This is a genomic window from Spirosoma agri (assembly GCF_010747415.1).
Lineage (GTDB): Bacteria > Bacteroidota > Bacteroidia > Cytophagales > Spirosomataceae > Spirosoma > Spirosoma agri.
In genome coordinates this window covers 3,421,160-3,434,303 of the sequence record NZ_JAAGNZ010000001.1, presented here as the reverse complement: position 1 = coordinate 3,434,303, position 13,144 = coordinate 3,421,160, and the positions used below count along the sequence as shown (strand labels likewise).

Here is a 13,144-nt window from a genome sequence, read left to right as displayed (position 1 = left end):
ACAATGACACCAGGATAGCCCGGTGTCATTGTCAACGTGTAAGTTAACCCAACGAACGTGGTTAATAACCAGGGTTCTGCCCCGTTAAGCCAATGTTTGGGTTATTGTCAATTTCCTGCTGAGGAATCGGCAGCAATTCGTGTTTGCCTTTCTGGAAATACGAAAGCGGTTCGGTCGTCAGCTTGCCCTGTTTCCGCCAGCGCAGGATGTCCCGGTTCCGAATCTGTTCACCACTCAATTCGACCCGGCGCTCGTGCATGATGGCTTTGAGTACCTGCTCTTTGGTCGATACCGGGTAGTTTGCCGTTGGATAAGCGGGCATGGCCACACTAGACCGGGCACGGGTCATGTTCAGGTACGTGACCGCGCTGGCCAAATTTCCCAGTTCATTTTCGCATTCGGCCATCGCCAGCAGCGTTTCGGCGTAACGCATAATCCGCTGGTTGATAGCACCGGTCAGGAACGAACTGTTGGTTTTATACATCAGGCTGAACTTCCGCCAGCTTACTTTTTGCGTCACACCATCAACGACCGAACTGTTGCCGTTCTGTTGCGCGTCGGTCAGTACGTTCTGGTCGTTGTTGTACTTGTCGCCCGTGGTGTAGAATGATTTGGCGTAGCGTGGATCAAGCTTGGCATCGCCCTTGCTGGGCCGCTCGAACTCGTTCAGCAGGCCGTTCGACGGGATGATGTTACGCCAGCCAATGGCCGAGTACTCCTGGGTCCGTACGGTTTCTTCGCCAGCGGTGGCTCCGTCGCCATCACCACCCCAGTTGAACGAACCATTCGAGGGCAGGTAGTTTATTTCCCAGATCGACTCCTTGTTGAACTCCGTTTCTTCGATGAAATTGTTGGTGTATTCATCGACCAGTTGATACTGTCCCGAGCTAATGAGTTTCTGCAACTCGGTTTTTGCGTTGGTGTAATCGCCTTGCTGCATGTAGACGCGAGCCAGCAGCATGGTGGCGGCACCGCTGGTTGCCCGACCCTGGTTGGATGCGTTGTAGGTGGCAGGCAGGGCGGCCTGGGCCGCTTTCAGGTCAGCGATGACAAACGCATACACATCGGCTTCGGAGGCACGCGCCTGTGAATTGGCCAGCGACGTCACGTAGTTTTTGTAGAGCGGCACGCCCCCCCACTGGCTGACCAGTTCAAAGTAGGCCCAGGCCCGCAGAAACTTAGCCTCACCAACGGCCTGCGTGGCCACAGCAGGGGTCAGCTTAGCCGAATTGACGGCGGCCTTATCAACGACTACGTTGGCCCGGTGAATGACGCGGTAGCAACCTGTCCACACGGTGCTCACCAGCGCGTTACCCGTGTCGTAAGCGCCGGTCAGCAACTGATTGCGGGGCGTTTCAAGCTGCCCGCCCCCGGCTGCCACATCGTCGGAGCGCAGATCTTCGGTGAAGAACCACTCGCGCGCCACCAGGCTTTGCGATTGAACGATGGCGTATACACCGTTGAGCGCGCTCTGAATCTGCCCGTCAGAAGCAAAATAGCTATCGGTCGTTACGGCATTAGGATTGAGTTGGTCGAGTGCTTTCTCGTTGCAGCTTCCTGCCAGACCGAGTAGTAGCGTACCAACAAGAATAGGGTATCGTTTCATGGAAGTTTCCGTTTTCGAAGGGTCGGTTAGAACGTGATTTGTAGTCCGGCCAGGAGCGTACGCGCCTGTGGGTAGTTGCTGTAATCAATCCCACTCCGGAGCAGTGTGCCGGCACGGGAAGCAATCTCAGGATCGTAACCCGTATACTTGGTCAACGTCAGCAGATTCTGGCTCGACACATACACCCGAACTTTGCTGACTACGTTGCTGGTTGCGCTGCCCAGTACTTTGGCGGGAATCGAATAGCCGATCGTTAGGTTTTTGAGCCGCATGTACGAGCCATCTTCGATAAAGCGGTCTGACGTGCGGCTGTTGTTGTTCGGGTCACCACTGATCGCGCGGGGTATGCTGCTATTGCTGTTGGTCGGGGTCCAGGCATCGAGTACGGCGGGTCCGGCGTTGAACAGCCGCAGCATACCCTGCGTAACGACTTTGGTGCCGTTGTAGATTTTGTTGCCCTGAACGCCCTGCAAGTACAGCGTAAAGTCGAAGTTCTTGTAGTTGCCCGAGAAGTTAACGCCGTAGTTGAACTTCGGCAGGTAGCTGCCCAGGTAGGTCCGGTCATTGGCGTCGATCTTACCGTCGCCGTTGATGTCCTTGAACCGAATATCGCCTGGCGCGGTGTTTTTGGTCGCATCGTAATCCGTGCGACTGTCCGGACGGTTCTGGCGGGGGGCACTGTAGATCTCATCGATGGTCTTGAAAATGCCGTCTACCTGCCAGCCATAGAACGACTGGATAGGCTGGCCGACTTCCGTTTTTGTAAGGTCGAAGCCGCCGTAGTCTGCATTTTGACCCGCGTAGATCGATGCGGTGGGTGTCGCCAGGCTCAGCACCCGGTTGCGGGTAATGCCGATGTTGGCCGACACATTCCAGCGCAGATCGCCTTTGGCGTAGTTATAACCCGCCTGGAATTCGTAGCCCCAGTTTTTCATACTGCCGATGTTCGCGACCGGCGCGTTGGTGTACCCAATCGAGTTCGGAATGGGAACGGCCAGGATCAGGCCATCGGTGAACCGATTGTAGATTTCACCCGTGAACGTGATCTTGTTGTTGAACAGCGCTACGTCGATACCCCCGTTGACCATGTCGGTCGTTTCCCACTGGAGGTCGGTATTCCCCAGCGAGTTGAAGTACGAACCCAGGTTGTTCGTTGTACCAAAGGGATAGGCGGTAGCATCGGCCTGTACGAGCGACTGCCAGGCGTAGTTGTTGATCCCGTTGAAACCGGTCCGACCGTAGCTGGCTCGTAGTTTGAGTTCGGAGAACTGCGGCAGCGACTTCATGAATGATTCCTGGTTCAGCCGCCAGCCGACCGAAGCCGAAGGGAAGTTGCCCCACTTTTTACCGGGCGCAAACAACGATGAGCCATCGCGCCGGATCGAGGCACTGATCAGGTACTTACCATCGTATTCGTAATTGAGACGGCCTACGTACGAGAGCAGATCCGTTTCGCTGCGGGAGCTGTTTACGGATGGATTGCTAACCCCCTGAATCACGTCCAGGTCGTTGTTGGGGCGCGTTCCGGAACCGTTCAGGTTGTTGAACTTAACCACTTGCTGCTCAGCCACGGCCAGCACGTTGATGGCGTGTTTGCCAAACGTTTTGTCGAAGGTAAGCTGATTGGTAAAGGTTTGGGCGATGTTAGTCGAGCGGGAGTCCGAAATGGTCGACGAGGTACGGCCAGCGTAGCCATCGTTGTAAATCGGCTGGAAGGTTGTGCTTACGCCGTACCCCAGGTCAGCCCCGTAGTTGAAGCGGTAGCGCAGGAAACTGGTCAGGCGAACATCGGCGTAGATCGTGGCAAAGGCTTTCAAAAACTTGCTGCGGGTGATGTCCATCGCCGGGAAACGGAGCGGATTCTCCGGGTCCGACCCATCGAGTGCCGTCGGGGCGCTGAAGCCACCTACTTTGGTGGGGTCCATCGTGGGCCAGTAGGGCATCATCCGCAGGGCGTGCATCAGCTGCGAGCGGTCGCCGAGCTGCTCGGGTCGCTGGTTGCTGTACGAAGCCGTCAGCGTCTGGCCAATGGTGAGGAATTTAGCAACCTGATGATCCGAGTTAAGTCGCAGGGTGCCCCGTTCGAAACTGGTTCCCCGCATGATACCCTCCTGCTTGAAATAGGCCCCTGATCCAAAAAAGCGTGATGTCGCATTTCCCCCCGACAGTGATAGCTGGTGCTGTGCAATGGGCGCATTACGGAAAAGCTCGTTCTGCCAGTTCGTTTCGGTTTGGGCGAAAGTCTGCGTAGCGCCCGTATAGATCGGCTGGTTCAGATCGTTCAGCCGCGCTGGTAACGCGATACCGGCATTGGAGGTCAGTGCTTTCGCATACTGAATGTACTGATCCCGGTTGAGCACGTCAATTTTATGCCAGGCACTCTGGGTGCCTACGTAGGAGTCCAGCGTGATCCGTACTTTACTATCCCGGCTGCCCTTTTTGGTCGTGATCAAAATAACACCATTCGAAGCCCTGGAGCCGTAAATAGCCGCCGAACTGGCATCTTTCAGTACTTCCAGAGACTCAATGTCGTTGGTATTGAAACTGTTGAGATCACCCGTCGGAACACCGTCGATGACGTAAAGAGGGCCCGATGCGTAGTTGATGGAACCAATCCCCCGAATCTGGACGGTTGGTGAGCTACCCGGCCCACCGTTGTTCACGACCGATACACCCGGCACCCGCCCCTGCAAGGCCGAGGAGACGTTTGGGACCGGAAGGGCGGTGAGTTCTTTGGGCGTTACGGACGATACCGCTCCCGTCATGGACGACCGCCGTTGGGTGCCATAACCCACCACCACTACTTCTTCCAGTGAACCCGCATCGCTCTCCAGCGACACGTTGACCGTCGACCGATTATTAACCGGAACTTCCTGTTTCTTATAGCCGATGTAGCTGAATACCAGTACTGCATTGCCGGTTGGCACCTCAATACGATAGGTACCCCGCGCGTCACTGGTCGTACCGCGTGTGGTCCCTCTGATCTGAATGTTAACCCCCACCAGTGGGCTGCCTTTTTCATCGAGCACGGTGCCCGAAACCGGCTGATCTGCTTTGGCCCATGCCGTCATGGTGAGGGCAAGTATCAGAATGAACTGATAGAGGCCATGTCGTGGGAGCCTGCTCAGAAAGCCGTAGAATTGTAATTGATTTAACATAGTACGAAGGTTTATTGAGTTTAGAAAGGGCAATAAAAAGCGTGCATCCAGTTTTTGGATGGAATGAGTACAGGAATAAGTGGGCTGTAGTTCCGATTCAGTACCAGATTAGCGGTACTGACTTAGTTCGGTCAACTAGTTACGGGCATAGGCAGGTGAGGAAATTTGGTGGACAACTAACGTGAAGCTGGACCAGTGCTTTTTGGTCGCGTTAATTTAATTGAATATAACTAATAGTTCAAAGAATTATTATATGTTATGTCCACTCATCAGAATATGATTCATCGGTGTATCCGTTGACGCTGTATTAAGAGCAGTGAGTTTGACGACGACGCGTCGAAGAATAGTTTGTTGACAGTAGTGTACGTCACCTGAGTAGAAAAATGTGCGTTGAATGCTATTTATACTCAAGGAAATGCAAATATCGGAATTGTAATGACAAACGCAATCGGTTGCAAAGCTTTTTGAGAAAAATACCTGAGGGGTTGTACTTAGGGCATACCGTACGCCAAACGTGCCATGAGCCTGGTTTTTCGGACGGAAAGTCTATCCGCCACTCGTTATTCGTAGCCAGACGAAAGCAGCTAACTCGAACAATACGAAAATTTGACGAACTACTGTAGGCTGGTGGCTTCAAAAGTTGCTTGAATCGCTTCGTTTTATTTACAATAGAACCGAAAATGAACGGCTTGCCCTACAGACGTCCGCATGTGATGGGTAACTCCGTATTTCGGGCTAATTTGCGCGTTCATTACAAGTAGCCTCACGCATGAATCTTCTTCTGATCAAACTAACTCTTATTCCGGCTGTCATTGCGCTGGTCACCTTGGCAATCCGGAAATGGGGTAACAAGATCGGAGGGTTGATTGGTAGTATGCCGTGGACCGCCGGGCCCATTCTCCTATTTTTTATTCTCGAACAGGGCAAACCCTTTGGCATCCGGTCGATTCAGGGAACCATGACGGGTATTCTGGCCCTGATCGTCTTTTGCTTCAGCTACTCGTCTTTTTCCCGGAAATTCGCCTGGTTGCCTACGCTTCTGCTGGCCTATACGCTCTATGCCGTTACCGCCTTGCTGTTCAATTACTTGCAGCTGAGTTTACTTGTAAGTTACGGGCTTGTGCTGAGTTTCGTCCTGCTGGTACTACGGTTCTTTCCGGCACCAACGGAACGGGTAACCACCACCCGACGCTTACCGTTCGACATTCCCATTCGTATGGCCGTGGCTACATTGTTCGTGCTGGTCATCACCGGATTAGCCAGTGTGCTGGGGCCTAACTGGAGTGGTATTCTGACGCCGTTTCCAATCATGACATCCGTTCTCGCTATTTTTTCGCACACGCTACAGGGCAGTAATGCCGCCATCACTACGCTACGGGGACTTGTTATTGGCTTGCTGGGGTTCACCACGTTTCTGTTCCTGCAAGCCTTTTTGCTGCCCACTTTTTCGGTGGCGTTATCCTTCGCTATAGCTTTCGGTGTGAACGCAGCAATTAACCTGATTGCCAGCCGAATCTGGTAACGGCAAGCTACCGGGACGAGGTGGATAAAACGGGGGGCTGGTACAGGAAATAATCGTAAATCGAGCGGGCGGTATGGGCAATGACCTGTTCACGCTCGGTGAGGGGCATCGGCGAATCACCCACAAAAACGGCAATGGCAATGTGCCCCGCATCGCCCGGCAGAGTTATGATGCCGATGTCGTCGGTGGCGCTGCCACCCAGCGAACCCGTTTTGTGCGCAACGATGGTGTTAGGAGGCAAATAGCCTTTAAGTCGGGCGGCTCCACCCCGGCAACGTTCCATAACGCCCAGCAAAAGTGCCCGGTTCTCCGGTTTGAGCGCCCTACCCCGGTAAATTTGCGTCAGTAAATTTACCATCGCTGCGGGTGTCGATGTGTCACGCGGATCGGTCTTTAGCTTACTAGCTGCAGCCTGTTTGATCGCTGGCGTAGTGGCGCTGTCCAGTTTTGCATAAAAGCCGAGCGTCCACTGGCTGGCTGGGGGAAGTGTAATACCATCGAGGTCGGCCAGTAGTTGGATGATGGTCCGATCAACGGACATTCCCGTAATACCTAACGTTTTCAATCGGTTTTGAACGGCTGTTGGGCCGCCCACCAGCCGAAGCAGAATATCCGTAGCAGAGTTGTCGCTGATAACCATCATCAGTTCGAGCAGGTTCTGAACCGACAACTGAACGCCGGGTTTGGCAAACAGTACATCCAGTGTACCGCTGCCCGGATGTAAATCGGATGGTTGTAGGTCGACCATCGTCATCATCGACAGATCACCTTTTTCGATCAGGGTAAATAACTGCACGGCAATCGCCACCTTGACTGTGCTGGCCATCGGAAAGCGCTCCTGTAGATTCATGCTCACCTGTTTGCCCGATTCGAGGTGAAGCGCACAGACACCAACGTTTCCCTTCGCCAGTTTGGCGATTCGTTCCAGTTCGTGTTCCAGTCGCTGCGTCGCCAGGTCAGACGAGTTTTTTGCTGAACCAGTGGCCTGGCCCAGGCTGGTAAAATGAGTTAGCAGGAAAAAGAGAAGCAGTAGTGATGATCGATTTTTCATTGGTTAGTGAGGTGTCAATGTAAGGCGGACTTCCAGTCCACCTGGTTATCCGTTCAAAAGAATACGTAGTCAAACGGGTCATCCGTTCCAGGCGCGGCCATGCGGATCAGCGGTCTACGTTACTTGGCGGTTTTCTCCATGTAATCTACCGTCAGATGGCAAAGGGCCTTGACGCCCAATCCGAAGCTGCTTTCGTCAATCTGAAAATCAGGGCTGTGGTGCGCCACCTGACTTGGTTTTTTGTCTTTTGGCCGGGCCCCGGTGCTGAAGAAGAAGCCGGGAACCTGCTGGGCGAAATAAGCGAAATCTTCAGATCCCATACCCGACGGCACGAGAACCACGTTAGACAGGCCCGCTAGGTCCTGTAGCGTAGGAATCATCTTCGCGGTCAGGTCTTTGTTGTTGACCAGCATGGCATCTTCCATGCTAATCGACACGTCGGCCGTGGCCCCGGCACTCGTGGCAATGGCCGTGACCACCTCCCTGATGCGTCGGTGCATGGTGTTCCGCATGGTTGTGTCCAGGGTGCGGATGGTGCCAATCATCGTGGCTTCTTCGGGAATAATATTTTCGCGGTTACCAGCGTGAAAAGCTCCTATCGTCAGCACAGCAGCCTGGTCGGTGAGTGGCAGATTCCGGCTCACGATCGTTTGCAGTCCCATGACGATTTGTGCCCCGGTGACAATCGGATCGATCCCCGACCAGGGAGCCGCGCCGTGACTTTGCCTGCCATGAATCGTAATGCGAAAGATGTCATTTTCGGCGCTAACGCTGCCCGGTCGGTAGCTGAAGGTGCCAACGTTGGTGCCGGACGATATATGCTGGCCGAAAATGACATCTACTTTTGGATTATCGAGTATGCCTTCTTTAACCATCAGTTTGGCACCCCCTTCTTCACCCGTTGGCGGCCCTTCCTCACACGGCTGGAAGATGAATTTTACCGTACCCCGTAACTCATTTCGAACCGATGCCAGCACTTCGGCGGCACCCATCAGCATGGCTACGTGCGCATCATGACCACAGGCATGCATAACGCCCGTAGGTTTACCATTGTACTCCGCCGTCACCGTCGACTTAAAGGGCGACTCTGTCCGTTCTATGATCGGCAACGCATCCATATCGGCTCGTAAGGCGACAACCGGGCCACCGGGTTTGCCCCCTTTGAGCAGGCCCACCACCCCCGTTTTACCGACCCCCGTTTGCACGGTAATGCCCAACGCCTGTAAGTGAGTCGCTATTTTAGCCGCCGTGTTGACCTCCCGGTTACCCAACTCGGGATGCTGGTGAATAGCGCGTCGCCAGCCGATAACTTTCGCCGTTAGTCCATCGGCGATTGTATCCATGCGCACCAGCAGGGTCATTGCACTTGCGGTACGGGTTTGTGGTGCTTGGGCTAAACAGCTGACCGGAAGAAGTAATATTGCCAGCAAATGGCCAGCGAGTGACGTAGGACGCTGATACATGGGCGACGGTGGGTTGGGTTATAGGGAGGCTAGTGCCGTATCCAGATCAGTGAGTAAGTCGTCAACATTTTCGATACCAACCGAATACCGGATCAGGCTTTCGGGAATACCCAATTGTCTGCGTTGGTCTTCCGTTAGTTCGACATGACTGGTCGTTCTCGGTGGGCCAGCCAGGGTACTCACGGAGCCGAGACTGGCAGCCAAGTGCACGAACTGAAGGGTCGGCAGAAATTTCTTCACGGCCTCGTAGCCACCGTTCAGCGAAAAACTTAAGATTCCACCAAATCCGGTCATCTGCGCTTTGGCAATGGCGTGGCCGGGGTGGGTGTCCAGACCCGGATAAAAAACGTCGCTGACTTTAGGGTGCGCTTTCAGATACCTGGCAATGGTCAGCGCCGATGCGTTCTGACGGTCGATGCGGAGTTCCAGCGTTTTCATTCCCCGGGCAATCAGATACGCCGGGTCGGCCTGTAAACTCGCTCCGTTGATTTCCCGAAACTGGAATACCTTCTCCACCAGTTTCTTCGCGCCACACAAGACACCGCCCATCGCGTCAGAATGGCCGCCGAGGAACTTGGTCGCGCTGTGAAGCACCAGATCGGCACCCAACGCCAGCGGATTTTGGTTAATCGGCGTAGCAAATGTGTTGTCAACAACGGTGATCGCGCCCGCGTTTTTGGCCGCAGCCGCTAACCGCTTTATATCGACGATTTTCAGGGTCGGATTTGTCGGTGTTTCCAGGTAAAGAACGTCACAACCGGCGGCTATTTCGGTTTCGAGCCGGTCAAAATCGGTCGTGTCGCAGAGGGTAACGTTGACCTGATAACGGGGTAGAAAATCGAGGAAGAGCCGGCTGGTGCCGCCGTAGGTGTCATTGAGCGAAACAACCCGTTTGCCCGGTCCCAACAGCGCGAACAGCGTGTTGCTGATGGCCCCCATCCCGGTAGCAAAAGACGTGGCCGCTTCGGCCCCTTCCAGAATCCGGACTTTTTCTTCGAGCACATGGACGGTGGGATTCGTGTTCCGGCTGTAAATGTAGCCGTCGGCCTTACCGGTTGCTACATTATGCCATTCATCGAGATCGGTATAGGCAAACGCTACGCTGCGCACAATTGGTGTTGTAACAGCCCCGTCGGCAGTCGGTTCGGTTTCACCGGCCCATACAGACGCGGTACTTTTCTGGTACTTCGAAAAATCCATAGTAAACGATTGGTTGACAGGTGGTACTTTTTAGGTTGCGTTCGCTGCTGAAACCGTGCATACGACCGCTATCGTGATAGCGAACCGTATGTAGTTGTACTAAGCCGACATTTAATTGGCAGAAACGACTGAACAGGTAATTTTCTGCGTCAACTTGATGGTAGGCAATGAGCCGGAGGTAATAATACGCAAAAAGAGAAGGCGGTATACCCTGATTTTACGCGCTCGGCGTGATTAAGTTGGCCGAGCCAGATCGGTTATGCTGCCCTTAAATCCAAGGGGTGCGTTGACAAAATGCGTTTAGCCAACCAAATTTTGGTGTTTATTACGGCTACATTACGACCACATATACACCCTGAACGACAATGCATCTAAACCGTAAAGCCATCTGTCTGATTACTGCCCTGGTCTGTTATTCGGCTACCTGGCTAGTCGTTGCTGGTCAGTCGCGCACGACCCTGCCCGCGTTACGCCAGCGCATTGACCGGGAGCTGAACCAACAAACGGGCGTTTTTGCCGTCGCCTTCAAAGACCTGACCACCGGAAATGAACTGCTGATTCGGGAGCGGGAGGTCTTTCATGCGGCCAGTACCATGAAAACGCCGGTTATGATCGAGGTCTACAACCAGCAGGCGCAGGGCAAGTTGGCGCTTACCGATTCAATCCTGATCAAGACCGAGTTCAACAGCATCGTGGATGGTAGTCCGTATACGTTACCGGCCACATCGGACAGTGACTCAACGACATACAAACAGGTAGGTTCCAAACGGACCCTAGCCTCTTTGGTCTACGACATGATCACCGTCAGCAGCAACCTGGCTACTAATCTGGTCATCGAGCGCGTAGGTGCCCCGAACGTCGTGCAGACCATGCGTGATTTGGGGGCCAGTGACATTCAGGTGCGACGGGGCGTCGAGGATACCAAAGCCTTCGCCAAGGGACTCAACAACTCGACTACGGCCTATGATCTGATGGTGATTTTTGACAAGATCGCCACCGGCCAGGCCGTCAATGCCGAAGCTTCGAAGGCCATGATCGCTACGCTGCTGGACCAAAAGTTCAACGATGCGATTCCCGCTAAGCTGCCCAAGGCGGTGAAGGTGGCCCACAAAACCGGGTCGATCAACGGCGTTCGGCACGATTCGGGCCTAGTCATGTTGCCCGATGGTCGGCGGTACGTGCTGGTCTTGCTATCAAAAGACATTACCGATGACAAGGCGGTCATTAACGCATATGCAACCGTCTCGGCGTGGATCTACCAGTTCGTAACGCAGGGCTAATCAACCCGTTTTTGCCAGCAAACAGTTGAATAGAATCGAGCTTACTGAACGGGTAGGTCTTTCATATCGATTAGGTATTTGGCGGCTTGCGGATCATTAGCGATCAGCGACTTTATGTGATTGAGCGTCTTATCCGGGAGCTGCGGTGTCCGACTGATGATATCGACACCAGCGGGCGTAAATAGCGTTTTCGAAAACTGAACGACCGCCCACTGTCCATCGGGATCACGCAGTAGAACACGCCATTTGCTCCGGACCAGACTCAGTAGTCCTTTGCCCCGCCAGACGAAGGCGGAAGAATCGGCCTGGTCCTGGTAATCGAAGCCAGTAAGCGTTTTGTGTCCGCCTTTTTGCTGGTATTTGACCTCATCCAGCAGCACGGTCGTGTCGCCTTTTTTATCGGTAATCGAGTACGTAAACGTGGGACTGGTTTTATCGCCTTTCAGCCACATTGGAAAGTTTGTGCTACAAATAAACCAGGTTCCAACAAGTGCTTGTATGAGGGGTTTCATCGGCAGTGATAAGTGATACGCAAAAATGAACTTGGGCCCGTCGTACTACAGTTTAAGCTTTATTGTCAACCGGCCTAAAACCGCCGTTATCGCAATGACCACGAGCGCAAATACGAACGATTTGAGCAACCCAACTGTCCCAACCGTGAGCGAATGGGGCAGCGAAAGCCCCGACAAATTGGCTACGCTGTAATAAACATAGGGAATCAGATAACAGGTCAGGGTGCTGGTTCCGGCGGGTTTTATGAAGTCGAACCAGTGTGCTTTCCCCTTCAGGTCAACGAGCCAGTAAATGCCGGCGTAGAGGCAAAACGCGATGCCGCAACAGAGAAAAATCCAGGTGGGTGTCGCCTGAATTTTTGAGATGATAAAAAAGTGTCTGGACAGGAATCCTGCAACCAGCAACAGCAGCCCAATGCCGACAAAAAGGAGTAGTATCTGTTGTTGTTTTCCGGTGGCGTAGAAGCGCGTCAGTAAACGCGTAGCCAGTATGCCTGCGAAGGAAAAAGAGGCAAACGCACCATTGCCAAGCACCCAGTCGTTGGGACCGTCGGACCATACGGAACGTAACCAGCCGGCATGACCCGCGATGCAGAGAATCGTAAAAAACAGCCACAGACCGACGATCAGCACCGGTCGCTTGTGAGCAAACAAATACAGCAGGGCACAGGTGAGGTACGTCCAGCCGATCAGGCCCAGAATGCCCCACCATTGCGGGGTCATCGTTGTCAGTTTATCGTCGGTGCCGCCCCGAAAACGAACGGCCAGAAACACGACTAGCGCGACACCCAGCCCTTGTAAAGCCGTGACAATCGTTTTTGTCGATCCTTCTCGTCTGGGATATTGGTTCCAGATCAGGAAAAAGCCCAGGACCATCAGTATCTGAAACCATTCGGTACGCATGCCGGTCGCTTTGGCATTCAGGTCTGGGGTGTTGACCGTAAAAACGCCCATCACCAGCAAGGCAATCGACCGGAGAATGACGTGTCTGCTGATCTGGGCATACGAATCGCCTTTGTCGAGCCGCTGCCGAATGGCAAAGGGAATCGACATGCCCACAATGAACAGAAAACAGGGAAAAACAACATCCGAAAAACCCAGAAAATCCTGATCACCGTGCGCGTGTTCGAGCCAGCCGGGAATACCCGACAGCGTCCAGAAGTCGTTCACGAAAATCATCGTCAACATGGTCAGCGCCCGAAAAACGTCGATGGAAAAAACCCGTTTCAACGACAGATCGACTGTGCTGGTTTTCGATGGAGTAGCGATCATAGAATAAGGTGACTGGTCTGGTTTGTTGGATCTCTACTTAACGATAGCCGTCCAGTCAACGACGGGTGCAGCTAGTTTGG

At 53.7% G+C, this 13,144-nt stretch carries 9 protein-coding genes; 2 read left to right on the top strand and 7 right to left on the bottom strand.

Annotated features, from left to right (window positions below; genetic code table 11):
- Positions 1-61: 61 nt before the first annotated feature.
- Entirely contained in the window at positions 62-1,606 is a 1,545-nt protein-coding gene (locus GK091_RS14310) for a RagB/SusD family nutrient uptake outer membrane protein (RefSeq protein WP_164039339.1), read from the bottom strand.
- A 26-nt stretch (positions 1,607-1,632) separates the two neighbouring features.
- Entirely contained in the window at positions 1,633-4,764 is a 3,132-nt protein-coding gene (locus GK091_RS14305; RefSeq protein WP_164039336.1) for a SusC/RagA family TonB-linked outer membrane protein, read from the bottom strand.
- Between the two features lie 769 nt (positions 4,765-5,533).
- Here GK091_RS14305 and GK091_RS14300 point away from each other — a divergent pair.
- Entirely contained in the window at positions 5,534-6,286 is a 753-nt protein-coding gene (locus GK091_RS14300; RefSeq protein WP_164039332.1) for a hypothetical protein, read from the top strand.
- A 7-nt stretch (positions 6,287-6,293) separates the two neighbouring features.
- On the opposite strand, the gene bla is transcribed toward GK091_RS14300, so the two are convergent.
- From bla to GK091_RS14285, 3 genes are all read right to left on the bottom strand, one after another.
- Positions 6,294-7,337 (bottom strand): class A beta-lactamase, encoded by a 1,044-nt coding sequence (gene bla / locus GK091_RS14295; RefSeq protein WP_164039327.1) that lies wholly within the window; start codon positions 7,335-7,337, stop codon positions 6,294-6,296.
- A gap of 119 nt (positions 7,338-7,456) precedes the next feature.
- The gene (locus GK091_RS14290) at positions 7,457-8,800 is read right to left on the bottom strand and encodes an amidohydrolase (protein ID WP_164039324.1); all 1,344 of its coding nucleotides are present in this window, start codon (positions 8,798-8,800) and stop codon (positions 7,457-7,459) included.
- A gap of 18 nt (positions 8,801-8,818) precedes the next feature.
- Positions 8,819-10,000 (bottom strand): cystathionine gamma-synthase family protein, encoded by a 1,182-nt coding sequence (locus tag GK091_RS14285; protein WP_164039321.1) that lies wholly within the window; start codon positions 9,998-10,000, stop codon positions 8,819-8,821.
- Positions 10,001-10,365: 365 nt separating this feature from the next.
- Between GK091_RS14285 and GK091_RS14280 the strand changes: the two genes are divergently transcribed.
- Positions 10,366-11,280 carry a serine hydrolase gene (locus tag GK091_RS14280; protein ID WP_164039314.1) on the top strand — a complete coding sequence of 305 codons (915 nt, stop codon included), beginning with the start codon at positions 10,366-10,368 and terminating at the stop codon, positions 11,278-11,280.
- A 41-nt stretch (positions 11,281-11,321) separates the two neighbouring features.
- Here the strand turns inward: GK091_RS14280 and GK091_RS14275 are convergent, their stop codons facing one another.
- Positions 11,322-11,792 carry a lipocalin family protein gene (locus tag GK091_RS14275; RefSeq protein WP_164039309.1) on the bottom strand — a complete coding sequence of 157 codons (471 nt, stop codon included), beginning with the start codon at positions 11,790-11,792 and terminating at the stop codon, positions 11,322-11,324.
- A 45-nt stretch (positions 11,793-11,837) separates the two neighbouring features.
- Entirely contained in the window at positions 11,838-13,064 is a 1,227-nt protein-coding gene (locus GK091_RS14270; RefSeq protein WP_164039306.1) for a DUF5009 domain-containing protein, read from the bottom strand.
- Positions 13,065-13,144 lie beyond the last annotated feature (80 nt).